At 68.3% G+C, this 22,740-nt stretch carries 24 protein-coding genes; 14 read left to right on the forward strand and 10 right to left on the reverse strand.

Features of this window, described 5'->3' with window-relative positions; genetic code table 11:
* Positions 1-85: 85 nt before the first annotated feature.
* Together EV653_RS27460 and EV653_RS27465 are read right to left on the reverse strand one after the other, a co-directional pair.
* The gene (locus EV653_RS27460) at positions 86-526 is read right to left on the reverse strand and encodes a hypothetical protein (RefSeq protein WP_134106531.1); all 441 of its coding nucleotides are present in this window, start codon (positions 524-526) and stop codon (positions 86-88) included.
* Entirely contained in the window at positions 523-1,950 is a 1,428-nt protein-coding gene (locus tag EV653_RS27465) for a hypothetical protein (protein ID WP_134106532.1), read from the reverse strand. Before EV653_RS27465 ends, EV653_RS27460 begins: the two co-directional genes overlap by 4 nt.
* 248 nt (positions 1,951-2,198) lie before the next feature.
* Here EV653_RS27465 and EV653_RS27470 point away from each other — a divergent pair, with 248 nt between their 5' ends.
* The 10 genes from EV653_RS27470 (at position 2,199) to EV653_RS27515 (ending at position 12,378) form a co-directional block, all read left to right on the forward strand.
* Positions 2,199-2,816 carry a DUF6668 family protein gene (locus tag EV653_RS27470; protein WP_134106533.1) on the forward strand — a complete coding sequence of 206 codons (618 nt, stop codon included), beginning with the start codon at positions 2,199-2,201 and terminating at the stop codon, positions 2,814-2,816.
* 15 nt (positions 2,817-2,831) lie between these two features.
* Positions 2,832-3,107 (forward strand): conjugal transfer protein TrbC, encoded by a 276-nt coding sequence (locus tag EV653_RS27475; protein WP_134106534.1) that lies wholly within the window; start codon positions 2,832-2,834, stop codon positions 3,105-3,107.
* A gap of 38 nt (positions 3,108-3,145) precedes the next feature.
* Positions 3,146-4,015 (forward strand): hypothetical protein, encoded by an 870-nt coding sequence (locus EV653_RS27480; protein ID WP_134106535.1) that lies wholly within the window; start codon positions 3,146-3,148, stop codon positions 4,013-4,015.
* On the forward strand, positions 4,012-4,911 hold the full coding sequence (locus tag EV653_RS27485) for a hypothetical protein (RefSeq protein WP_134106536.1): 900 nt from the start codon (positions 4,012-4,014) through the stop codon (positions 4,909-4,911). Before EV653_RS27480 ends, EV653_RS27485 begins: the two co-directional genes overlap by 4 nt.
* A 1-nt stretch (position 4,912) precedes the next feature.
* Entirely contained in the window at positions 4,913-6,502 is a 1,590-nt protein-coding gene (locus tag EV653_RS41355) for a hypothetical protein (RefSeq protein ID WP_166679575.1), read from the forward strand.
* Positions 6,489-7,997, forward strand: coding sequence for an SCO6880 family protein (locus tag EV653_RS27495; RefSeq protein WP_202871828.1), 1,509 nt, complete (start codon positions 6,489-6,491; stop codon positions 7,995-7,997). Before EV653_RS41355 ends, EV653_RS27495 begins: the two co-directional genes overlap by 14 nt.
* 202 nt (positions 7,998-8,199) lie before the next feature.
* Positions 8,200-9,813, forward strand: coding sequence for an ATP/GTP-binding protein (locus tag EV653_RS27500; protein ID WP_238160140.1), 1,614 nt, complete (start codon positions 8,200-8,202; stop codon positions 9,811-9,813).
* Positions 9,813-11,657 (forward strand): type IV secretory system conjugative DNA transfer family protein, encoded by a 1,845-nt coding sequence (locus EV653_RS27505; protein WP_134106537.1) that lies wholly within the window; start codon positions 9,813-9,815, stop codon positions 11,655-11,657. The genes EV653_RS27500 and EV653_RS27505 overlap by 1 nt, the downstream gene beginning before the upstream one ends.
* On the forward strand, positions 11,647-12,024 hold the full coding sequence (locus EV653_RS27510; RefSeq protein WP_130443131.1) for a DUF4913 domain-containing protein: 378 nt from the start codon (positions 11,647-11,649) through the stop codon (positions 12,022-12,024). The genes EV653_RS27505 and EV653_RS27510 overlap by 11 nt, the downstream gene beginning before the upstream one ends.
* 9 nt (positions 12,025-12,033) lie before the next feature.
* Positions 12,034-12,378 (forward strand): YrdB family protein, encoded by a 345-nt coding sequence (locus tag EV653_RS27515; protein WP_166679576.1) that lies wholly within the window; start codon positions 12,034-12,036, stop codon positions 12,376-12,378.
* Positions 12,379-12,382: 4 nt separating this feature from the next.
* Here the strand turns inward: EV653_RS27515 and EV653_RS27520 are convergent, their stop codons facing one another.
* Positions 12,383-13,138: a hypothetical protein gene (locus tag EV653_RS27520; protein WP_134106539.1), complete on the reverse strand. Its 756-nt coding sequence runs from the start codon at positions 13,136-13,138 to the stop codon at positions 12,383-12,385.
* 41 nt (positions 13,139-13,179) lie between these two features.
* The gene (locus tag EV653_RS27525) at positions 13,180-14,502 is read right to left on the reverse strand and encodes an MATE family efflux transporter (RefSeq protein WP_238160141.1); all 1,323 of its coding nucleotides are present in this window, start codon (positions 14,500-14,502) and stop codon (positions 13,180-13,182) included.
* Between the two features lie 403 nt (positions 14,503-14,905).
* Here EV653_RS27525 and dnaB point away from each other — a divergent pair, with 403 nt between their 5' ends.
* Positions 14,906-16,699, forward strand: coding sequence for a replicative DNA helicase (gene dnaB / locus EV653_RS41360; RefSeq protein WP_166679601.1), 1,794 nt, complete (start codon positions 14,906-14,908; stop codon positions 16,697-16,699).
* Between the two features lie 24 nt (positions 16,700-16,723).
* Here the strand turns inward: dnaB and EV653_RS27540 are convergent, their stop codons facing one another.
* Entirely contained in the window at positions 16,724-17,305 is a 582-nt protein-coding gene (locus EV653_RS27540) for an NADPH-dependent FMN reductase (RefSeq protein ID WP_134106540.1), read from the reverse strand.
* A gap of 107 nt (positions 17,306-17,412) precedes the next feature.
* On the opposite strand from EV653_RS27540, the gene EV653_RS27545 reads away from it, so the two are divergent.
* Entirely contained in the window at positions 17,413-17,895 is a 483-nt protein-coding gene (locus EV653_RS27545; RefSeq protein WP_134106541.1) for a MarR family winged helix-turn-helix transcriptional regulator, read from the forward strand.
* A 1-nt stretch (position 17,896) separates the two neighbouring features.
* On the opposite strand, the gene EV653_RS27550 is transcribed toward EV653_RS27545, so the two are convergent.
* Positions 17,897-18,529 carry a MerR family transcriptional regulator gene (locus EV653_RS27550; protein ID WP_134106542.1) on the reverse strand — a complete coding sequence of 211 codons (633 nt, stop codon included), beginning with the start codon at positions 18,527-18,529 and terminating at the stop codon, positions 17,897-17,899.
* 83 nt (positions 18,530-18,612) lie between these two features.
* On the opposite strand from EV653_RS27550, the gene EV653_RS27555 reads away from it, so the two are divergent.
* Positions 18,613-19,014: a hypothetical protein gene (locus EV653_RS27555; RefSeq protein WP_134106543.1), complete on the forward strand. Its 402-nt coding sequence runs from the start codon at positions 18,613-18,615 to the stop codon at positions 19,012-19,014.
* Here the strand turns inward: EV653_RS27555 and EV653_RS27560 are convergent.
* Positions 19,004-19,975: a helix-turn-helix transcriptional regulator gene (locus EV653_RS27560; protein WP_238160144.1), complete on the reverse strand. Its 972-nt coding sequence runs from the start codon at positions 19,973-19,975 to the stop codon at positions 19,004-19,006. The two genes, EV653_RS27555 and EV653_RS27560, sit on opposite strands and share 11 nt — an antisense overlap.
* A 57-nt stretch (positions 19,976-20,032) precedes the next feature.
* On the opposite strand from EV653_RS27560, the gene EV653_RS27565 reads away from it, so the two are divergent.
* Complete coding sequence (locus EV653_RS27565; RefSeq protein WP_134106544.1) at positions 20,033-21,286, forward strand: FAD-binding oxidoreductase; 1,254 nt, start codon at positions 20,033-20,035, stop codon at positions 21,284-21,286.
* On the opposite strand, the gene EV653_RS27570 is transcribed toward EV653_RS27565, so the two are convergent.
* Genes EV653_RS27570 through EV653_RS27580 form a run of 3 tightly spaced genes read right to left on the reverse strand, consistent with a single transcriptional unit; the run spans position 21,225 to position 22,625 of the window.
* Complete coding sequence (locus tag EV653_RS27570; protein WP_166679577.1) at positions 21,225-21,776, reverse strand: GrpB family protein; 552 nt, start codon at positions 21,774-21,776, stop codon at positions 21,225-21,227. The genes EV653_RS27565 and EV653_RS27570 overlap by 62 nt on opposite strands.
* Positions 21,773-22,168, reverse strand: coding sequence for a RidA family protein (locus tag EV653_RS27575; protein ID WP_134106546.1), 396 nt, complete (start codon positions 22,166-22,168; stop codon positions 21,773-21,775). The genes EV653_RS27570 and EV653_RS27575 overlap by 4 nt, the downstream gene beginning before the upstream one ends.
* Before the next feature lie 22 nt (positions 22,169-22,190).
* Positions 22,191-22,625, reverse strand: a complete 435-nt coding sequence (locus EV653_RS27580; RefSeq protein ID WP_238160146.1) for a protein-tyrosine phosphatase family protein — start codon at positions 22,623-22,625, stop codon at positions 22,191-22,193.
* Positions 22,626-22,740 lie beyond the last annotated feature (115 nt).

The raw sequence follows: 22,740 nt of genomic DNA on the forward strand, positions 1-22,740 counted from the left end.
CTCAACCAGCTCAACCAGCTCAACCAGATCGGCCGGCTCAACCAGATCGGCCGGCTCGACCAGGTCGAGCCTGCTGAGTAGTTGTTCAGCCGCCGGGCTGTTCCTGGACGGTTGGCCACTCGACCGGAGCGGGTTCGGACGAGCTGTCGCTGGTGTCGTCCGACTTCGTCACCGCGGGCCACTCGACCGGTGCCGGCTGCGCCGCCTCGCCGTCGTTGTCGTCGGGCAGGGCAACCGTCGGCCACTCGGTAGGTACCGGTTCGTTGTCATCGGCAAGCGCCTGGGCGGACGGCAGCAGCAGTACGCCGACCGCCGCCAGCGTCAGCACAGCCCGGCGCAGCGTTGCGCTCAGCACCACACGGCGCAGCGTTGCGCTCATCAGCACCGCATGGCGCAGCGCCGCGCTCACCAACATCACCCGGCGCCGTGTCGCGCTCACCAGCACCGCCCGGCGCCGTGTCGCGGTGTGCACCGCCCGGCGCAGCGCTGCGGTCGTCAGCGCTGCCCGGCGCCGTGGTTCGTTCATCGGGGGACCGGGTTCAGCGCGTAGAGGACCGAGGCGAAGACGATGATCGCGTGGTTGCCTGCGATGCCCCATGGGCGGACCGGAGCCGGGTCCAGCAGGTGCTGCGGCTTGCCCGGCGTGACGGCGTACAGCTTGCTGCCGATCGTGCCGTAGATGAACGGGCTGGTGATCGACAATGGATGGAAGTCCTGGATCCTCACGGTCCCAGGGGTGGCCAGGTTGATCAGGCATTCACCCCACGCGGCCATCCGGCGGTTCGGGTCGGGCACCCAGTCCCAGGACTGGACATCCGTTGCCGACGCCGGCTGGCAGACCGCGACGACCTTGCCGCTCGCGGTGGAGTGCACAGTCGGGATCACCTTCTCGGGATCCTTGGTCTGCCAGATCGCCAGTGCGTAGTCCGGACTCGCGGCGAGCACCTGCTGGGGTTTGTCGGTGATCGCGCCGCCAGGCTTCTGCGGGATGACCTTTTGCAGCGGCTTGTCCGGCGCACTCCAGAACAGCGGGCCGTGGTACTGCGACATCAGCGCGCGATCACCTTCGGCGAGCAGGATCGTCGACAGTCGCGGCTGGTTCGGCACGGCCTTGAGCTCGCCGCCCGACATCACCATCGCGCCGCCGGTCCCGCTCAGCGTAATCAGCGGCGACTTGCCGAAGAATTGCACCTTGGCCCCGTCGGGGAGCCCGATCTTCTTCGGCTCCGCGCCGCCGCCGGCCCAATAGATCAAGGTGTCCTGCGTGGCGACTGCCAGGACCAGCTTGCCGTCGATGGTCGTGTAGACCGGGCTCTCCGCGTCGTTCGGCACCTCGTCCTGCCACAACACCTTGCCGTTGGCATCGAAAACCGCGACCTTCCCGTCGGCGGTCAGGATGGCGACCTCGGTGCCGTCCGGCTTGATCGCGGGCGAGGTGTTCTCGGCGATGTTGACCGTCCAGCCCGCGTGGGTCGTGAAGCCAGGCGGCACGTTCCCCGGGGGGAACTCGTCCGGGGTGACCTGGGGCGCCGGGAGGGACGGCAGCAGCGGGGACGCGGTGACGGTCGGCTTCTTGTGCAGGTTGGGTTTGATCACGGCGACGAACAGGATCGTGCCGATGACCAGGACGCAGCCCACGACCATCGCGACGATGATCGGCCAGATCGGCTTCTGGCCGCCGTTGCGGCCCCGGCCGGAGTCGGCCTCGATCGCCTCGACCTGTCCGTCCGGGTGGATGATGAGCGGCCAGGAGGCGCCGTCGGATTCGACCGCGGTTGCCTTCACCGCGCGGCCGAGCTGGGCGGCCCGCTCGCTGACGAGCTGGATCGCGGCCTGTCGCGGATCGTGGTGATTGACCGGGTGGCTCCGGCCGGCGATCTTCACCTCGGCGTTGTGGTCGTCGTACAGCCGAATCGTGACCTTCGGCCAGGAGGGGATCTTCTCAGCCACGATGTCCTCTCATTCCCGCCACAGATCTCCCTCGCTCATCCGACTCCGACGTCCTCGTTCTAGCATGTCCCCCGCACGAGGCATGCCAGGGATTCCGGGCAGGCAGAAACCACACGAGCCCGGCGGCTCGACTGACCCCGACAAGGGGGTAGAAACATCCTCGCCTGTGGATGGGTCACGAAAGTACACCCGGAAAGCGAGAGAATACTGTGGGCGACAGCCTGTGACGCACCGCGAGAGGAGGGGCCATGACGCAGAACCCGTGGACACGAGATCAGTCTCCGGGTCCGCAACCGCCGTCGCCGGTCCCGACCCAGCCGGACCTTACCCCTCGGGGGCCGTCCGCCCCGCAGCACGGCGTGCCGGCGCCCGCGGAGGATCAGCGCCTGCCCAAGTTCGCGATCCCGGTGGCAGACACGTTGTGGTGGGTCGGTGTGCACGGCGGCGCCGGCGAGTCCACGATGTCTCTGCTGCTGCCGGGGACCCGGGCCGCCAACCACCGTTGGCCGATCCCGCCGCCGCCGGTGCCGACCCCGGTGATCCTGGTCGCGCGCACCCACGGGTCCGGTCTGCGTGCCGCGCAACGAGCCGCGATCGAGTGGGCCTCGGGTGTCGTCCAGGGAGTGGCTGTGCTCGGCCTGGTGCTGATCGCGGACGCACCGGGCCGGCTGCCCCGCGTGCTCGACGACTTCGCCGACATCGTCGGCGGAGGTGTTCCGAGGGTCTGGGACATCCCCTGGATCGAGGAGTGGCGCAGAGGGGAGGCTCCCACGCCTGACAACACCCCGGACGAGGTCTTCGAAGTCCTTGAATCCATCTACGCTCTTCGCGCGTCAAACCCAGCGGACTACCCCGCCCCGTACTGAAAGGTATTCACAACCATGATGTTGGTACACCACGTGGTCATGGAGCTCAACACCATGACGCTCCCGCTCGACGCGCCTCCCGGTGTTCAGCCCGGCCTGGACAAGGTGCTCGGCTGGGTCAAGTGGATCGCGTACTCGGTCTGCACGCTCGGCATCCTGATCGCCGGCGGCATGATGGCTGTCGGCCAGCGCCGCGGTGAAGGTGGCGAGCACGCCGCCCGCCTCGGGTGGGTCCTGGCGGCCTGCATCGTGATCGGTGCGGCGACGGCACTCGTCGACGCCCTGAAGTGATCGCGGTCAGCGGCGACCTGCTCGGAGGCTGATCGCAGGTGGGACTGTTCAGCAGGGATCCGGACTCCGATGGCGATTCTGACGGCGAAAAGACCAGCTTCCTCGAGGAGCGTGGCTTCGTCGCGTCGGCGATCGTCATCGGAGCCGTGCTCATTTGCCTGGTGGTCTGGGCGGTTGCCAGTAACGGCTCGGGCACTCCGGCCGCCAATCCCAGCCAGTCTCCGAGCACGATCGCTCCCACTGAACAGCCCACGGAGTCGAGCGGGCCGCCCGCCACGCCGACCGAGCAGCCTACCGAGCAGCCGACCGCTACCAGGACGGCTCCGCCGCCACCGAACAGTCACACCGGTGGCTGCCACGACAGCAACCCGGATCAGGCGATCCCGCGGCTAGCAGCTCCGGCTGCGGTCACGTGGCAGTTCGAGGGCGAGATGCTGGTCCCGATCCAGGCCGCGGCCGGGCCTGCGTCCACCTCCGCGAACGGCGTGCGCTCCTGCTTCGCGCACTCGCCGACCGGCGCGGTGTTCGCGGCGATGGTCCTCCTGGGCCAGGTGCAGAACCCTGAGGTGAGTCTCGCCGCGCTGAAGACCCGGGTGCTTGCCGGTCCGGGCCGCGACGCTGCGATCGCCGCGGCCAGGTCCGAGATCCAGACCCCGCCGACCGAGGCCGGCGACGTGCAGTTCTCCGGCTTCAAGGTGCTCTACTACCCGCGGAACGCCACCACGACGGTCATTCAGATCGTTGCGAACCTCAACAACAAGGCCTACGGCGCGCTGCAGATCACCATGCAGTGGTCGCACGGCGACTGGTACGCGGTGCTGCAGGACGACGGCACCTTCAACGGCTCGGTCGAGCCTGACATCCTGTCCAGTCTCAACGGCTACGTTAGGTTCAGTGGTGCGTCATGATCGCCCTTGGATGTTCCAAGTGGCCGTGGGACTGGGACGACTGCATCCGGGACGGCCTGCAGACCGCGATCCAATGGGCCTTCGGCAAGTTCTTCGACTTCATCTTCCAGGCCATCGCCGACATCGTGGTGAAGGCCGTCGAGGCAGTGATGAAGGCCGTCGGCCTGCTCTGGGTGTACATCAAGACCCCGGACATCGCGCAGAACACCCCGGCCCTGTGGGTGCAGCAGCACACGAACTTCATCATGGTGTTCATCGCGACGATCGCGGTCATCGTCGGCGCGATCCAGATGGCGATCTCGCACCGCGGTGAGCCGGCCAAGGAGATCCTCCGCTCGCTCATCACCCTGGTCGTCGTGACGGCCTCCGCGACGGCGTTCGCCGGGACGCTGATCTCGGCCGCGGACGGGTTCTCGAGCTGGATCATCGACGAGGCGCTGAAGACCAACGACCACAACTTCGCCGCGTCGATCGCGCGCACGATGACCGAACCGCTGAAGAGTCCCGGTGAGCAGTTCGGCTGGCTGCTGGTGATCTTCGTCGGCATCCTGATGGTGATCACGTCCATCATCCAGCTCGCGCTGATGATCATCCGCTACGGCATGCTCGTGCTGCTGGTCGGTGTGCTCCCGCTGACCGCGGCGGCGACCAACACCGAGATGGGGATGATGTGGTTCAAGCGGTCGCTCGCCTGGCTGGCCGGGTTCATCATCTACAAACCGGTCGCGGCGCTGATCTACGCCACCGCGATCTACCTGATGTCGGCGCCGGACGTGAAGGATGCGCCGAACGGTACGCCGCAGACCCTCAAGATCGTCATGGGCGTCACGATGATGATCCTGGCAGTCGTCGCGCTGCCCGCCATTCTTCGGTTCGTCTCCCCGAGGACGTCTTGACATGATTCCGCTCAACTGGGCCACGGATCTGCTGAAAGAAGCCGTCTCGGCGGTCCTTGCCCCCGCGATGGAAGCGGTGATGAAGTTCGTGTTCCAGCCCATCCTCGACGCAATCTCCGGTGCGGTCGGGACCTTGATGTCCACGATCGCGACATTCTGGATCTACGTGCCGACGCCGTCGGTGGAGGGCGCTCCCGGTCAGCCGGCCAACAGCTCGGTCAGCTGGATCTGGTCGCACACGCAGTTCATCACGCTGTTCATCGCGGCGATCGGGCTGATCGTCGGCGCCATCCAGATGGCCTGGACGCAGCGCGGCGAGACGGCGCGCGATCTGCTTCGATCGCTGATCACGCTCGCTGTCGCCGCGGCCTTCTCGATCGCCGTCGCGCAGGCGCTGATCACGGCCGGCGACAAGTTCTCCCAGTGCATCGTCAGCTCCGCGCTGAGTTCGGACGGATCGTTCTGGGTCTCGCACTGCGACACGATCGGCTCCGGCGACGCGAAGGCGTTCGGCACGAGCATGTCCGTGGTGCTGGGCTTCGCCGCGGTCGCGGCACTGGCCGGTTCACCGCTGCTGATCGGGATCATGATCGCGGTCGGCATCCTGTGCGTGATCGCCGGTGTGATCCAGATCGTGCTGATGGTCGTCCGCAGCGCGATGCTGATCCTGCTGCTCGGCGTACTGCCGATCTCGGCCGCCGCGACCAACACCGAGATGGGCCGAAACTGGTTCAAACGGATCATCGCCTGGTTGCTCGCCTTCATCCTCTACAAACCGGTGGCGGCGATCGTCTATGCGACAGCGATCCGCCTGGTCGCCAACAACAACGCACCGCTGCATTTCGACGGCACCAACGCGAACGACGTCGGCAGCCTGGTGATGAACGTGGTCACCGGCCTCACGATGCTGGTGCTCGCATTGTTCGCGCTGCCGGCCCTGATGCGGTTCATCGTGCCGATGGTCTCGGCGACCGCGGGCGCGGCCGGCGCCGGCATGCTCGCGGCCAGGATGATGCCCGGCATGGACAAGCTCGGCGACCTGGCGAACAAGCAGACCAGCCAAGGCGCCGACGACGGCGGCGGGGGCGGAGGCGACGGCCCGACCGGCGCCCAGAACGTCGGCAGAGCACAGCAGCAGGCACCGAGCGGTAGTGGCGGAGCCGGTGAGGGTGCAGCGGGCGCCGGTGAGGGTGCCGCGGCCGGTGGCGAAGGTGCGGCAGCCGGAGCAGGCGCCGGTGCTGGAGCCGGGGCCGGAGCCGGAGCGGCGGGTGCAGGTGCCGGTGCAGCGGCGGCCGCGCCGGTAGCGGCGGTGGCTGCTCCGATTGTGGTGGGTGTCGCGGTTGCCAAGGGCATCTCGGACGCCGGCAAGGCGGCCGCGGCCGAAACCACCGACCAGGGCGACGCAGCCGCGCAGTCTTCGTCCCAGAGCAGTGGCCCGAGTGGCAGCAGCGGAACCGGCGACCCGAACCGGGGCGGAGGCCAAGGACAGCAGAGCAGCGGAGGCAACCAGCCTCCACCTCCGCCTGGCCCGAGTGGCAGCGGCGGAGGCGACGACCAACCGACACCGGAAGGCCCAAGTGGCAGCGGCTGAGAACGTACGACGTGCACCTCGCACCTACGGCAACTGGCGCCAGCCCGCCTCGGCGGGTATCGGCGGCTTGGGCATGCTCGGCACGGCCATCCTGATGGGTGGCCTGCTGATGGTCGTCATCGCGACGATGTCCGGCGGTCTGCCCGCAGCGATGATCACGCTGCTGGTCGTCGGCGTCGTACTGCTGCTGCTGATGACCAAGGACAAGCATGGGCAGTCCACGCTGCAACGGATCTCGACCCGAATTGGATGGCAGCGAGCAAAGATGGCAAAGCACAACATCTACCGATCCGGTCCTCTCGGCCGTACCGCGTGGGGCAAGTTCCAGCTCCCCGGCCTGGCCGCCTCGTCCCAGCTGAGCGAGTACCAGGACTCGTACGGGCGCCCGTTCGCCCTGCTCTACTACCCGAGCACCCGGCACTTCACGGTCGTCATCAACGCGGAGCCGGACGGCGCCTCGTTGGTGGACGAGGACCAGGTGGATGTGTGGGTCGCGCACTGGGGACAGTGGCTGGCATCGCTCGGTCACGAGCCGGGCATCGTCGCTGCCTCGGTGACGGTCGAGAGCGCGCCGGACACCGGCATCCGGCTGCGCCGTGAGGTCGGCAACAACATGATGGACGGTACGCCGGCCATCGCCCGCGCGATGCTGACCGAGGTCGTGCAGACGTACCCCGAGGGCTCGGCGCTGGTCTCCGCCCGGGTCGCCCTGACCTTCAAGGGCACCGACCGCAGCGGCAAGCGCCGCAAGGAAGACGACATGGGTCGCGAGCTCGCGGCCCGGCTGCCTGCGCTGACCCAGAGCCTGAACGCGACCGGTGCGGGTGCGGCCCGTCCGGTCAACGCGCAGGAGCTGTGCGAGGCGATCCGGATCGCGTACGACCCGGCGTCCGCCGTACTGATCGATGAGGCTCGTGGCCAGGGCATGCCGCCCGAGCTGCAGTGGACCGACGTCGGCCCGTCCGGTGCGCAGGCGTTCTGGGACAAGTACCGCCACGACTCGGCCTGGTCGGTGACATGGCAGATGTCGCAGGCGCCGCGCGGTGAGGTGTTCTCGTCGGTGCTGTCGCAGCTGGTCGCGCCGCATGTCGACATCGACCGCAAGCGCGTCACCCTGCTCTACCGCCCCCTCGACGCCGGAACGTCGGCCCGGATGGTCGAGGCCGACAAGCGCAACGCGTCGTTCCGCGCCAGTACGTCGAGCCGCCCGTCCGCGCGCAGCCTGGCCGAGGCGCGGGCCGCCGAGCGGTCCGCGCAGGAGGAAGCGCGCGGCGCGGGTCTGGTCAACTTCGGCATGGTCGTCACCGGCACGGTGATGACGGTCGAGCAGATCCCGGACATGATCGCCGCCATGGACAACCTAGGCGCCACCGCACGCGTCCTGCTCCGCCCGGCGTACGGCTCGCAGGACTCCGCATTCGTGTCCGCGCTGCCGCTGGGCGTCGTCCTGCAGAACCACTTGGCCGTGCCGGCCGGGCTGCGGGAGTCTCTATGATTAGGCCCTGTGTGGTGATCCATCGCCTACTGCGGGGCGCTCAGCACGGCACCTCGCCGCACGGGTGCAAGGGCCACGATGCTCCGCATCGAGACCTTCGCCCCCGCACGCCGATGCACCGCACCGATCACCTCCTCGCTACGGCGCTGAATCACCACACAGGACCTGGACAAAGCAGCACGGTGACCTCTGGGGAGTCACAGTGAGCCAGAAGCAGAAGAAGCCGGTCGAGCCGACCAAGCGGGGCAAGCGGCCGATGCCGCGGGGCTGGCCCGGACCCGGCGGCGGCTATTCGACGTACCTGCAGGCAGCGCCGGAGTGGCGCGGGACGACGGTGCAGGTCTGCGGCATGTGGCCGTTCGCGGCCGGCACCGGCAGCCCGATGGTCGGTGTGCCGATCGGGCGGAACATCCTGTCCGGCGCGACCATGTGCTGCGACCCGATCAGCTGGTTCATGCGGGCCAAGCTGATCTCGAACCCGTCGATGTTCGTGCTCGGCAAGCCGGGTCTGGGCAAGTCGACGATCACCCGGCGGATGGCGCTGGGCCTGGCCGGGTACGGCGTGATGCCGCTCGTGCTGGGCGACCTCAAGCCCGACTACAAGGACCTGATCGAGGCCCTCGGCGGCCAGGTCATCCAGCTCGGTCGTGGCCGCGGGCACCTGAACGTCCTCGACCCGGGTGAGTCCCGCGAGGCCGCGCTCCGCCTGACCGGCAAGGCCCGCGAGGCGATCCAGGCCGACGCGCACGGCCGCCGGCAGACGATGGTCTCGGCGCTGATCTCGATCATGCGCTCGCAGCCGCCGAACGACCGCGAGGAGACGATCCTCGACGAGGCGCTCAAGGTTCTCGACGAGCGCTTCCAAGGCACGCCGGTGCTGCGCGACCTGCTCCAGGTTGTGCAGGACGCCCCGGACCGGGTCCGCAACGTCGCCCTGGACCGCGGCAGCCTGGATCGGTACCGCCAGATCACCGAAGGCCTCGAGGCATCGCTGATCGGTCTGGTCGGCGGCGGCCGGCTCGGTGAGATCTTCTCCGAGCAGACCGACAACCCGATGCAGCTCGACCGGCCCGTCGTGTTCGACGTGTCCAACATCGACGACTCCGAGACCAGCCTGCAAGCCGCCGTACTGCTGGCCTGCTGGTCGTACGGGTTCGGTGCGGTCGCCGTCTCGCAGGCGCTGGCGGACGCCGGCCTCGAACCGCGGCGGCACTACTTCGTCATCCTCGACGAGCTCTGGCGAGTACTGCGGGCCGGGCGCGGCCTGGTCGACCGGGTCGACGCGCTGACCCGCCTGAACCGGCAGCGTGGTGTCGGGATGGCGATGATCTCGCACACCATGTCCGACCTGCTGGCGCTGGAGCTGCCCGAGGACCGCATGAAGGCGAAGGGCTTCGTCGAGCGTTCCGGCATGGTCATCTGCGGTGGTCTGCCGCGGGCCGAGATGGACAACCTGACCGAGGTCGTGCCGATGTCGCAGGAAGAGCAGAACATGCTCATCGGCTGGCAGGACCCGCCCGCCTGGGATCCGGCCACCGGTCAGGAGGCCGCGCCTCCTGGCCGAGGCAACTTCCTGGTCAAGGTCGGTGGCCGCCCGGGGATCCCGGTGCACGTCGGCCTGACCTCGGTCGAGCGCGAGATCAACGACACCAACAAGCTGTGGAAGACCGGCGAGGACGGCAAGCCGCTGAAGGTGGAGGTCGCACCGGACGGCAGTGAGGCGGTCGTCGGCGAGTACAACCTGGACGATCCGGCGATGCTGCCGCCGCCCGACCCCACCACCCGAGTGGTCGCCCGAACGGGAGTTGACGAGTAATGGCCCAGGGCAGGAAAAGCACCGGACCCGGCGGGCTGTCGCCCGAGTCGATCCTGATCTTCGCCGCGGTCGGTCTGTTCGCACTGGTCGTGTTCTCGCTGTGGGGCGCGATGAAGGTCGCGGCGGCGATCAACGGCTCGCCGCCGGTGGGCAACCCGTTCGACGCGATCGTCGATCTGATGAAGGGGCACCGGGACTGGTCCGGCGCGGCCACCGGCGTACTGATCATCGAACTGGTCGTGCTGTTCGGTCTGGTCGGCACCGGCTTCTGGTACTTCCGGAGCCGGCAGAAGTCGGTCGGCCGAGTCGACCGGCAGGCGCAGCTGATGTCGAAGCGGTCCGAGATCTACAAGCTCACCCGCGAAGGCGCGCAGGAGAAGGCGAACCAGCTCGGCGCCGGGCACGCCGGTCCGGGCATCCTGATCGGCCGCACCGTCCGGGACAACCTCGAGGTCTTCGGCAACTGGGAAGACATGCACGTCGACATCTGGGGTCCCCGCACCGGTAAGACCACGTCGCGCGCGGTGCCGGCGATCCTGGACGCGCCGGGGTGCGTCATCGCCACCTCCAACAAGCGGGACATCGTCGACGCGACCCGCGGGCCGCGTTCGGAGAAGGGCCCGGTCTGGGTGTTCGACCCGCAGGAGGTCTGCGAGGAGCCGAACACCTGGTGGTGGAACCCGCTGAGCTACATCACCGACGAGACCAAGGCCCGCGAGCTGGCCGAGCACTTCGTCGCGTCGCAGCGCCAGGTCGGCGCCCAGACCGACGCGTTCTTCGACGCAGCCGGCACCGATCTGCTGGCCGGTCTGCTCCTGGCTGCTGCGGTGGCCAAGCGCCCGATCACGCAGGTCTACAGCTGGCTGGCCGACCAGCGGAACGACGAGCCCGAGCGGATCCTGCGCAACACCCCCGGCCTGCAGCTGTCCGCCGACGCGCTGTCCGGAGTCATCAACGCGCCGGACAAGCAGCGCGCGGGTGTGTACGGCACGGCGCAGCAGAGCGCGCAGTTCCTGGTCAACCGCAAGGTCACCCGCTGGGTCGTCCCGAGCGGGCCGAACGACAACCGCCCGCAGTTCAACCCGCACGAGTTCGTCCGCAAGGGCGGCACGCTCTACAGCCTCTCCAAGGAAGGCGCCGGTACGGCGGGCCCGCTGGTCACCGCGCTGACGGTGGCCGTCGTCGAGGCGGCGGAGCAGTTCGCCCGCGGTTGCCCGATGGGTCGCATGCCCAGCCCGCTGGTCGGCGTACTGGACGAGGCCGCGAACGTGTGCCGGTGGAAGAACCTCCCCGACCTGTACTCGCACTTCGGTTCGCGCGGCATCGTGCTGATGACGATCCTGCAATCCTGGGCGCAGGGTCAGGAGTGCTGGGGCGACCACGGCATGCAGAAGCTGTGGGGCTCGGCCAACATCCGGGTGTACGGCGGTGGCGCGGCGGACGCGTCCTTCCTCGAGAACCTGAGCAAGATGATCGGCGACTACGACATCAACTCGAACTCGGTGTCGTACAACGAGGGCAAGCGCGGGACCAGCTCGCAGGTCCAGCGGCACAACATCATGGAGGTCTCGGACCTCGCCTCGATGCCGCCCGGTCGCGCGGTCGTGTTCCCGTCGGGTATCCCGGCGACGCTGGTGAAGACCGTCCCGTGGTTCACCCGGCCCGACGCCGGTGCGGTGAAGGCTTCGCTGGCGAAGTACGATCCGGGAGCGGCCGCGAACGTTCCGGTGAGCAACAACCCGTGGGTGGCCGCAGGCACCGGCGGACAGGCGCCCCCGCCGCAGCGCGGCCCGGACCGGCCGGTCTGGGAGCAGAACGAAGGGGACAACCGAGGTGGATGGTGAACAGGAGCTCTTCTATCCACACGTCGCGGCGTTCGTCGAAGACCGGCTGATCTACCTCTACACCCGGCGGCTCGGGCAGCAGTTCGTCTGGTGCCCCGAGTGGTACCGGCACGCGGAGGCCCTCAGCCGGCTCGACTCGATCTGGCGCGCGTGGGAGCACCTGCGGCTCGACCCGGCGACCGGGATGTCGGTCTGGTGGCGTGACCACGCGGACCCGCACATGATGGCGCTGCTCGACCCGGACGGCCCGTTCGCGGCCTGCCGGAACAACGTCCACACCGACTACCCGATCCCGCCGCTGCCGGTGCAGGAGCCGCCGGCCGGCCTGTTCTTCGACCAGCGCCAGCCGAACATCCGCGGTATCTGAGATGTGACTGTGTTCAATCTCTGGAAGTGGGGCAACCTACTGCTGGCGTTCCTCGTCGAACTGGTTGCCCTAGGCATCTTTGCCTGGTGGGGCTGGGACACCGGCAGTACGACGTTGGCCCGATGGCTGCTCGCCGTCGGGCTACCGCTGGTGACCGCCGTGGTCTGGGGACTGTTCGCAGCACCGACCGCCACCCGCGGGACGCCGGCGGTGCGATGGGTCGTGAAGGTGCTGGTGTTCGGCCTCACGGGTGCCGCCCTGTGGAGTCTGGGACACCCGCTGCTCGCCGTCGTGTTCGTCGTCGTGGTCGCGGCGAACCTGCTGATCATCCAGACCCAGAAACTGCAGCCCTAGGGCTCTACAGGTCGAGGTCGATCCCGTCGTTCTGCTGTTGCGGCTTGCGGCGCTGAAGGTTTCGCTGTCGGCTCTTGGGTCCGCGGACGTGGCGCCGGGCCTGAGGGAGTTGTGCCTCGGGCGTTTCGCCGGGCGGGGTACGGACGGCCTCGACGGCGTCCGGCTGCGCCTGGCGAGCCTCGCGGCGGTGTTCCTGAGCAGAGTCGTCGTACCTGTCGGCGATGCGGTCGTCGGACTCCGCGCGCCTTGCCTCGATGCCGCTCGCGCGTTCGTCGCGCCGGCCCTTCGCGGCCAGTCCGGCCGAACCGGGCTCGTCGGGGTACGCCGCCGCCTCGTCGAGCTCGTGCCTGCCGCGGGCCAGGTCGCCGACGGACCGCTGCGTCTCCGTCGTGGCGAGGGCGCGGTACCGGTCGCGGGCCGCCTCGTCGGCGTACGCGAGCTCGAACGCCCTCGTGGCCTCCGCAGTGGCGTCGAGGAGCTGCTCGCGGTCGCGATACTCGTCCAGCTCCTGCTGCTCCTTGGTGGCGAGCTCGAGACGCTCGGCGCGTGCCGCCTCGTCCTCTTCCTCGACGAGGGCCTGCTCCTGCTCGACCCGGCGCTCCACGTCCTCGTCGAGCGTCAGATCAGCGACGACCTGCCGGTCGGCCTCGGCTCGCGCCTGTACGGCACGCCGCTCACGGGCGGCCTCAGTGTCGTCGTCGCCCTGCTCCCGCTGGACGGGGTCGAGCTCGACGGACTGGTCGTCGTCGGTGTCGGGCATGCCGCTCCTTTCCTTCCGCTCCACGATGCCGCACCGCAGGGTCAGCGGATAGCTCCGGTGACCAGCCAGCCGTCGCTCCGCTCGCGGGTGGTCAGCGTGATGAACCGGAGCAGCATGTACCCGCCGAACGCCCACCAGAGCGCGACGATCCCACCGCCGAGCCAGAGCACCGCCAGGGCGAGCGGCACGTACAGCACGAGAGCGATGACGCCCGCGGCGGCCAGGTACTTTCCGTCGCCCGCGCCGATGAGCACACCGTCCAGCACGAACACCACGCCGTTCACCGGCTGCCACAGCGCGGCGACGATCAGGATGGCCGCGAGCGTACGGCGTACCTCGGGATCACTGGTGAACCACGGGACGTAGACGCCGCGCAGGCCCCACAACGCGAGGCCGCCGATCACGCCGGAGAACAGGCCCCACCACATCATCCGCCGGGTGATCGCGCGAGTGCCCGCGACGTCACCGGCGCCGAGCGCGCGACCGGTGAGCGCCTGCGCGGCGATCGCGATGGCGTCCAGCGCAAGAGCGAGGAACGACCACAGCGTGAACGCCACCTGGTGCGCGGCGACCGACGTCGTACCCAGGGCGGTGGCCACGAAGGTGAGCAGAATGATTGCCGCACGCAACGTCAGCGTCCGGACGATCAGCGGTACGCCCATCTGGGCGGACGCGAGGATGCCGGGGCGGTCCGGCCGGAGTTTGGCGCCGTCGCGGCGGGCCCCGCGGACGACGACCACCACCAGCGCGACGCCGGCGCCCGTCTGCGCGAGCGCCGTACCGAGGGCCGAGCCGGCGATGTTGAGGCCGATGCCGTAGACGAGAAGGACGTTCAGGCCGATGTTGGCGAGGTTGGCGGTGATCGCGACGACCATCGGGGTCTTGGTGTCCTGCAGTCCTCGCAGTACGCCGGTCGCGGCGAGCAGGAGCAGCATCGAGGGGATCCCGAAGCACGAGATCCTCAGGTAGGTCACCGCATAGTCGGCCACCTCGGGCGAGGGGTCGAACGCCGCGATGGCCTGCGGCGCCAGCGCGAGCCCGAGCAACGCCAGTACGACGCCGAGCAGCAAGGCGAGCCAGAGTCCGTCGATGCCCTGCGCAAGCGCTCCCTTGTGATCGCCGGCGCCGATCCGCCGCGCGACCGCGGAGGTGGTGCCGTAGGCAAGGAAGACACAGATGCCGACGAGGGTTTGCAGGATGGTGCCGGCGATGCCGAGCGCGGCGAGTTGCGGCGTACCGAGGTGGCCGACGATCGCGGAGTCCGCGAGCAGCATCAGCGGCTCGGAGACCAGCGCGAAGAACGCCGGGACGGCCAGCCGGAGGATCTCCCGATCCAGTTCGCCCACCCATCGTCTGCGTCTCACCGGAGCGAGGTTACCCACGACGGGCGGGGACGCTGGAAATTCGTCTCAGACTTTTTCTTCTCCACAGTTGTGCACTGGGGAAACCGCAGGTCACACCGATGTTGTGGGCAAACGTCCACAGATATCCACAGGGTTGTTCGCAACCTGTGCACAGCCCTTCACGGAGTTTCCCACAGTTCGTCCACACCCCCTGTGGACGGCTGGGTGGCTTTGGGTGACGGGAGCGGCGTACGGTCGCGAGGCCTGCTGCCGGAAAGTGTCGGCGGGCCGGGCTAGGATTCGAGCAGATGTTCGAATCAGGTCCACACTGGCCGGGCGGCGGCGGACGAGGAGGTCGGGCGAAGTGAGCGTGGCGGAGTTCCGCGGGGGCCAGGACGGCGGCCACGAAGAGCGCAGGCCGGAGATGGGCTTCGACCGCACCCCACCGCAGGACCTGGCGGCCGAGCAGTGCGTGCTCGGCGCGATGATGCTGAGCAAGGACGCGATCGCCGACGTCATCGAGACGCTGCGCGGCACCGACTTCTACCGGCCGGCCCACGAGAGCGTCTTCGACGCGATCACCGACCTTTATGCACGGGGTGAGCCGGCCGACGCGATCACCGTCGCCGCCGAGCTGACCAAGCGCGGCGACATGGCCCGGATCGGCGGCGCGCCGTATGTGCACACCCTGGTCGCCTCCGTCCCGCTCGCGGCGAACGCGAGCTACTACTCGCACATCGTCCGCGAGAAGGCGATCCTCCGCCGGCTGGTCGAAGCCGGCACGAAGATCGTCCAGCTCGGGTATGCGGGCGAGGGCGAGGTCGACGATGTCGTCGACGAGGCGCAGGCGGAGATCTACTCGGTCACCGAGAAGCGGACCGCCGAGGACTACGCCCCGCTGAAGGACATCATGGAGGGCACCCTCGACGAGATCGAGGCGATCGACTCCCGCGGTGACGCGATGGTCGGCGTGCCGACCGGCTTCACCGACCTCGACGAGCTCACCAACGGGCTGCACCCCGGCCAGATGATCATCGTCGCCGCGCGTCCCGCGATGGGGAAGGCGCTGGCCCTCGACACCCCGCTGCCGACGCCGACCGGCTGGACCACGATGGGCGAGGTCGCGGTCGGCGACCAGTTGCTCGATGCCAACGGGCTGCCGACCACCGTGGTCGCGGCGACCGAGGTGATGGTCGACCGGCCCTGTTTCCGGCTGTCGTTCTCCGACGGCAGCACGATCGTCGCCGACGCCGAGCACCAGTGGCTCGTCGAGGACGGCGGCCGCCCGGTGGTCTGCACGACCGCCGACCTGTACACGGCGATGTCGGCGAGTCCCGGACTGACACCGTCGATCCCCGGGTCGGCGCCGCGGCAGATCACCGGGCACGGCTTCCCGGCCGCGCTCGTCGGTGAGGGCGAGCGGCGGGTGGAGTGGGTCGATCCGGTCGTCGGCGTACCGGTGCGCTGCGTCGAGGTCGACAACGCCGACCATCTGTATCTGGCCGGCAAGACGATGATCCCGACCCACAACTCCACGCTGGGCCTGGACTTCGCCCGCTCCTGCTCGATCAAGCACGGCCTGACCTCCTGCATCTTCTCGCTCGAGATGAGCCGCAACGAGATCACCATGCGTCTGCTCTCCGCCGAGGCGAAGGTGCCGCTGCACCACATGCGCAACGGCAAGATGACCGACGAGGACTGGGCCCGCCTGGCCCGCAAGATGGGCGAGGTCTCCGAGGCCCCCCTCTTCATCGACGACTCGCCGAACCTCACGATGATGGAGATCCGCGCCAAGGCCCGCCGCCTGAAGCAGCGCCACGACCTCAAACTGATCATCATCGACTACCTCCAGCTGATGACCTCGGGCAAGAAGGTCGAGTCCCGCCAACTCGAAGTCTCCGAGTTCTCCCGCTCCATCAAGCTCCTCGCCAAAGAACTGGAGCTCCCCGTAGTAGCCATCTGCCAGCTCAACCGAGGCTCCGAACAACGCTCCGACAAACGCCCCATGGCCTCCGACCTACGTGAATCGGGCAGCCTTGAACAGGATGCCGACGTTGTCATCCTGCTTCATCGTGAGGATGCGTACGAGCGGGAGTCCACTCGACCTGGTGAAGCCGACTTCATTGTGGCCAAGCACCGTAACGGCCCGACCGCCGACGTGGTTGTTGCCTTTCAGGGGCATTACTCGCGGTTCGTGGACATGGCCCACGACGGGTGAGCAGGTCGGCAGTCGGGCCTTGTGTCAGGCTGCGACCGGGACGTCGACGCGGATCCGCTTGAGGGCGCCGGTCCAGGACTCGAGCTGGTCGAAGAGGACGGTTGCGGCGGCCTCGTGCTGCGGGCCGGGGCGGAACTCGGAGAAGTTCTCGAAGTCGGTGAACATCGAGAACGAGAGCTGCTGACGGACGGTCGCGATCTGCAGTTCGGCGCTGATCCCGCGCAGGTGCTCGATCGCGCGGGCGCCACCCAGCGAGCCGTAAGACACGAAGCCGGCCGCCTTGTTGTTCCACTCGGCGTACAGGTAGTCGATCGCGTTCTTCAGGACGCCGGACGTCGAGTGGTTGTACTCCGGCGTGACGAACACGAAGCCGTCGTACTCGGCGATCTTCTCGGCCCAGGCCTTCGTGTGCTCGCCGGCGTACTGACCGACCGAGGGTGGGATCGACTCGTCGAGGTGCGGGAGGGGGTAGTCGAGCAGGTCGACCAGTTCATAGGTGGCCCCGGTGCGGTTCTGGGCCTGGGCGAGCACCCAGTCGGCCACCGCCTTGCCGTTGCGGCCGGGCCGGGTACTGCCGAGGATGATCGCGATCTTCAGGTCGCTCACAGCGACAACTCCTTCGAGGGGATGACTTGAATCTTCATGTCATCAATCACGGTACGACCGGTCACTTGAAGATTCAAGTCAAGGGTCGAGTGGCCTATGCTGCACCCATGGCCGCCGAAGGAGCCCGCAAGACTGAGCCCCGCTGGCTGACCGCGGACGAATTGGAGACCTGGCAGGCCCTGCATCTTGTGATCGCCAGCCTCCCGACGGCGCTGGGCGCCCAGCTGCAGCGCGACTCGGACCTGAGCTTCCTCGAGTACTACGTCCTCGCCGGCCTCTCGGACCAGCCGGACCACACGATGCGGCTGAGCAAGCTGGCAATCCTGGCCAACTCTGAGCTCTCGCGACTGTCCCATCTCATCCGCCGGCTGGAGAACCGCGGTCTGGTACGCCGTGAGCCCGACCCGGACGATGGTCGCTTCACCAACGCGATCCTCACCGAGGACGGCTACGCGGAGTTGGTGAAGGCGGCCCCTGGTCACGTCGAGCTGGTACGCCAACTGGTCTTCGACCCGCTGACCGAGACTGAGCGGCGCACTCTCCACAAGGCGTTGGCGAAGATCATCCCGGGCCTGGCTGACGGCTCCTGACCTAGCCGCGACCCCAGCGCTTGGCCGAGATGGATTCCTGCGCGAGGAGCCGCAGCGAGGAGAGCAGGGTTTCGCCGAGGATCGTGCCGATGACGACTGATTCGGCCAGCTGGTCGCGGGTGGGGCGGGCGCTCACGGCCGCGATGTCGAGCTCGGTGAACTTCTCGACGGCCTCGGCGTAGGCATCCAGATACTCGGACAGGTGGGCCTGACCAAGGGTCTGCATCGCCGCGATGGTGTCGACGAGAGTGGCGAGGGCGGGGGCCTCGGGTTCCACCGTCCAGCCGCGGCGTTCGATCAGCTCGTTGACCTGGGCGGTGGCGGCGGCTCGGGCTTCGTCGGTGGCGGTCAGGCGGCGGGTCGGGGTGAGGGCTCGGTGGGCGCGGCCGATCTGTTCGTGCAGGGGTTCGGTGTCGGAGTCGAGGGACTCGAGGATCTCCTTGACCTGAGCCACCGGGACCTCGGCCAGCTCGATCAGCGCGCGGATCAGGCGCAGCCGGCGGACGTGCGCCTCGCCGTACGACGCCTGGTTCGGGCTGGTGAGCTCGCCGGCCGGGAGCAGGCCCTCGCGCAGGTAGTACTTGATCGTCGGCACCGGTACGTCGGTCGCCTTGCTGAGTTCCCCGATCCGCATGACCCTTGCCTTCCTGTCGCCTGTCATGGATAGTATCAGTATCCATAAGCGGATACCTGAACTATCCATAAGGACGTGTACGCATGACCGATGCATCACGCACCATCGCCGGAGTCATCCTGCTGACGATCGTGACGATCCAGTTCGGCGGCTACTTCATGACCAAGATCGTCCGCGGCCAGGTGCCGATGACCGATTTCCAGAAGTCGTTCGCGCGGGCCGGCCACGCCCACGCCGGCGTACTGGTGATCCTCAGCCTGGTCGGACTCCTGTACGTCGACCAGTCGGGCCTCGACGGGTTCTGGCTCTGGATCGGTCGGCTGGCGATCCCGGTGGCGGCCATCCTGATGTCCGGCGGCTTCTTCGCATCGTCGGCCGGGAAGGATCGCACCCAGCCCAATCAGTTCCTGTGGATCCTGTGGGCCGGCGCAGCGTCCCTGGCGATCGGCGTGCTGACCCTCGGGATCGGATTGATCACTGCGTGACGAAGGCCTGCGTGAGCCGCGCGCCGACCCGGCCGATGAACGCGGCCGTTTCCGGCGTCGCGTGGTCGACGACGAAGGGGCCGAGGGCCGCGATGGCGGCTACCTGGGTGAGGAGCATTGCAGGCGTGTCCGCACTGAAGCGCACCACGCAGGACGACTCATCAACAGGCTCGACGATGCCGCGGACGACACCCTCGAAGGTTGCGGAGACCGTGGCCGCAGGCGCCTTCACGGTCAGGTGGACGGAGTGCCGGTACTGCGCTGACACGAACGACTCCACCAGGTACGACGCCGCGTCCGCAGCGGGCAACGTCCGCGGCGTGAAGCGGTGGAGTGCCGAGGCCACGTCGGAGATCCGGTCGACGCGGAAGATCCGCCAGTCGTCCCGCCCCGGATCGAACGCGAGCAGGTACCAACGCCACGCCAACGTCAGCAGCTGATGCGGCTCCACCCGCCGGCGCGTCGCCCCACGCGCCCGGCCGTGGTAGTCGAAGGCAACGATCTCGTGGTTCCGGCAGCAGCGTGCGAGGACCGCGAGCACCCCCGGTGAAACCTGCGGTACGCCGGGCCGCGGGATCGCCTCGGCGGACGAACTCACCGCCGCGAGCTGGGGCCGCAGCCGCGCAGGTAGAACCTGCTCGAGCTTGGCCAGCGCGCTCATCGAACTGTCCGCCATCCCGCTCACCCCGCCGCCGGCCGCGCCCACCAACCCCAGCGCGACGGCGATCGCCTCGTCGTCGTCCAATTGGAGCGGCGGCAGGTTCGTCCCCGATCCGAGCCGGTAGCCGCCCGCGGTCCCGGTCGTCCCGGTGACCGGATAGTCGAGCGATCGCAGCCGGTCGACGTCGCGTCGTACCGTTCGCTCGGTGACGCCGAGGCGGTCGGCCAGCTCGCGGCCGGACCACTCGCGACGGCTCTGCAGCAGCGACAGCAACCGGAGCAAGCGGCCAGGCATATCCATGACAACAGGATGCCTTGCGGACAAGATCTGTCCGCAAGGGCTCATAGCGTGAGTTTCATGATGCTGACGACGACAAGCCCGGAGTACGACGACGCGCGCTATGGGTTCCAGCGGCGGGACCCGCATCGGCCCGAGGTGATCTTCCCGGTCACCAACGCGACCGAGGTTGAGGAAGCGGTGCGCTACGCGATCGATCACGACAAGAGGATCGCGGTGCAGGCCTCCGGCCACGGTCTGACCAGAGGCATCGACGGCGGCGTGCTGATCGCGACCGGCGCGTTCAACCACGTCACGGTCGATCCGGGCAAGAAGACAGCGTGGATCGAGGCGGGTGCGACCTGGCGTAACGTGCTCGCCGCGACCGCGCCGTACGGCCTGGCGCCCTTGTCAGGTAGCTCGCCCGGTGTCGGCGCGATCCCGTACACGCTCGGCGGTGGGCTCGGCTTGATGGCAAGGCGGTTCGGGTACGCCGCGGACCACGTCCGGCGGATCGAGATCGTCACCATGGACGGCGTACGGCGGGACGCTGAGGCGGACCTGTTCTGGGCGACGAGGGGTGGAGGCGGGAACTTCGGTGTCGTGACCGGGATCGAGGTCGACCTCTTCGACGTACCGACGCTGTACGGCGGCAGTCTGTACTTCGATCTCGCGGAGCACCCGCCCGTGCCGGAGGTGTGGAGCGAGTGGACGCGGTCTGTGCCGGAGGAGGTGACGTCGGCGATCGCGATCCTGCCGATCCCGGACATCCCGCAGGTGCCGGCGCCCGTGCGCGGCAAGTACATCGCACAGATCCAGCTCGCGATCCTCGGCGGCAACGGCGAGGAGCTGATCAAGCCGCTACGGGCGATCGGCGAGCCAGCGCTCGACACGGTGGGGGAGTTGCCGTACGTCGACTCGGGGCAGATCTTCGCCGAGCCGGAACGCCCCGACAGCTACAGCTCTCGCAACGCCCTGGTGAGCGATCTGGATGCGCTGGCGACTGTGCCGAAGCCGGCCCCTGGAGCACCGATGCGCGTGATCGGTATCCGTCATCTCGGCGGTGCACTGGCCCGCGAACCCGAGGTTCCGAACGCAGTCGGCCATCGCGATGCGGCGTACTCGCTGATGGTCCTGGGTGAGCCAGAAGCCCAGCAGACGATCCTCGAGCCCTGGAAAGCGTCGACGGTCGGCCGATTTCTCAACTTCAGCTACGCGCCGCTGACTGCCGACGAGGTGGCCGACGGCTATGACCCGGGTGACTACGAGCGGCTCACCGAGCTTCGGCGCCGGTACGACCCGGACCGCCGGCTCCACGTGAACCATCAGCTCTAGCGATCAGCTCTTCGACCAACTCGCCTTTGCCTGCGACGTAGGCGGTGCGGTCGGTGGTGAGCAGGTGTGCCAGCTCGCGTTTACGGGTGGCGTACCGCTCCCGGTCGACCGCATTCGTCCGAAGGTGGTCGCGAAGCAGCACGTGGTCCCGGTGAGCCTTGTTGCCTTCAACAACCACATACAGATGGTGGTAGTGGGCGGCGCCGGGCGGCAGGGCGAAGGCTTCGCGACCGGGGATCCCGGCATCGCCCTCATGACGATATCCGGCGGCAACCAACCGCTCGATCGCCGCCGGCACCAGCGCTGCCGACGGTACGACGATGTCGAGATCGATGATCGGCTTCGCGGCCAGACCGGGCACGGCGGTGCTGCCGACGTGCTCGATCACGTGCGGGAGCTCGCCGAAGTACGGCTCCAGCGCCGTCGAGATCTCCGCGAACCACAGGGGCCATCGCGGATCGTAGGAGACGACCTCAGCGGGAACGATCACAGCGCCGCGGTCACGTCGATCTCGACCAGTTGGCCCGGGAAACCGAGCTGAGCCACGCCGAGCAGCGTGCTGGCTGTGGTGAAAGCAGGAGCGAGTTGCGACGCGTTGAGCTGCGTCCACACGGCGGCCAGGTCCTCGCGGTCCGGGCTGGCGACATAGATGACAGTGCGGACGACGTCCTCAGGCTTCGCGCCGGCCGACTCGAGCGCCGTCAGGATGTTGCTGATGACCTGCGCGGTCTGTCCTTCCAGACCACCCTGAGCCAGCTCACCAGACGGCTGCAACGGGCATTGCCCGGCCAGGTAGATGAGCGTGTCCGCATGGACAGTGGTGACGTGGTGATAGCCGGGAGTCTGGTGGAGTCCGCTGGGGTTGGTCCGCTCGATGCTCACACCTCGAACCCAACGCGAGAGGTCAGCCGCGGGTCAACAGATTTACCACGTACCGCTTCTGCCACGGCGTCTCCACGGCGTGCTTGTCGAAGTGCGCGCGTACGTACGAGACCGCCTGTTCAGCAGGCACGCCATCGAGTACGGCGAGGCACGCGAGCGCCGCCCCGGTCCGCCCCCGACCGCCGCCGCACGCGAACTCGACCCGCCCACTGGAAGCCCGCTCCAAGGCCTCGCGAAAGATCGTCAACGCTGCAGCGCGATCCACGGGCAACCGGAAATCGGGCCATTTGATCCAGCGCGTCTCCCACGGCACGTCGGGCGGCTCCGACCCGAGCAGATAGACGCCGTACGTCGGAAACGGCGCTGCCGCCGGGCCCCGCCGCAGACTACGTCCGCGCACGAGCCGACCCGACGGCAGCTCCATCACACCTAGTGCCTCTTTGTCCCAGTGGCCCACGGGATCAAACTACAAGGCGCTCCTCGGTGGAGGTGGAGAACAGGTGCAGCTTGTCGGGGTCGGGGGCCAGGTAGACCTCGGTGCCCTTGTCGTTGTGCAGGCGGGTGCCGATGCG

The sequence above is a fragment of the Kribbella pratensis genome, assembly GCF_004365355.1.
Taxonomy (GTDB): domain Bacteria; phylum Actinomycetota; class Actinomycetes; order Propionibacteriales; family Kribbellaceae; genus Kribbella.

Coding starts and splice junctions, on each gene's coding strand:
- EV653_RS27460 (WP_134106531.1), bottom strand. CDS start 526: ATGAACGAACCACGGCGCCGGGCAGCGCTGACGACCGCAGCGCTGCGC.
- EV653_RS27470 (WP_134106533.1), top strand. CDS start 2,199: ATGACGCAGAACCCGTGGACACGAGATCAGTCTCCGGGTCCGCAACCG.
- EV653_RS27475 (WP_134106534.1), top strand. CDS start 2,832: ATGATGTTGGTACACCACGTGGTCATGGAGCTCAACACCATGACGCTC.
- EV653_RS27485 (WP_134106536.1), top strand. CDS start 4,012: ATGATCGCCCTTGGATGTTCCAAGTGGCCGTGGGACTGGGACGACTGC.
- EV653_RS41355 (WP_166679575.1), top strand. CDS start 4,913: ATGATTCCGCTCAACTGGGCCACGGATCTGCTGAAAGAAGCCGTCTCG.
- EV653_RS27505 (WP_134106537.1), top strand. CDS start 9,813: ATGGCCCAGGGCAGGAAAAGCACCGGACCCGGCGGGCTGTCGCCCGAG.
- EV653_RS27520 (WP_134106539.1), bottom strand. CDS start 13,138: ATGCCCGACACCGACGACGACCAGTCCGTCGAGCTCGACCCCGTCCAG.
- dnaB (WP_166679601.1), top strand. CDS start 14,906: ATGGGCTTCGACCGCACCCCACCGCAGGACCTGGCGGCCGAGCAGTGC.
- EV653_RS27545 (WP_134106541.1), top strand. CDS start 17,413: ATGGCCGCCGAAGGAGCCCGCAAGACTGAGCCCCGCTGGCTGACCGCG.
- EV653_RS27550 (WP_134106542.1), bottom strand. CDS start 18,529: ATGCGGATCGGGGAACTCAGCAAGGCGACCGACGTACCGGTGCCGACG.
- EV653_RS27555 (WP_134106543.1), top strand. CDS start 18,613: ATGACCGATGCATCACGCACCATCGCCGGAGTCATCCTGCTGACGATC.
- EV653_RS27560 (WP_238160144.1), bottom strand. CDS start 19,975: ATGGATATGCCTGGCCGCTTGCTCCGGTTGCTGTCGCTGCTGCAGAGC.
- EV653_RS27565 (WP_134106544.1), top strand. CDS start 20,033: ATGATGCTGACGACGACAAGCCCGGAGTACGACGACGCGCGCTATGGG.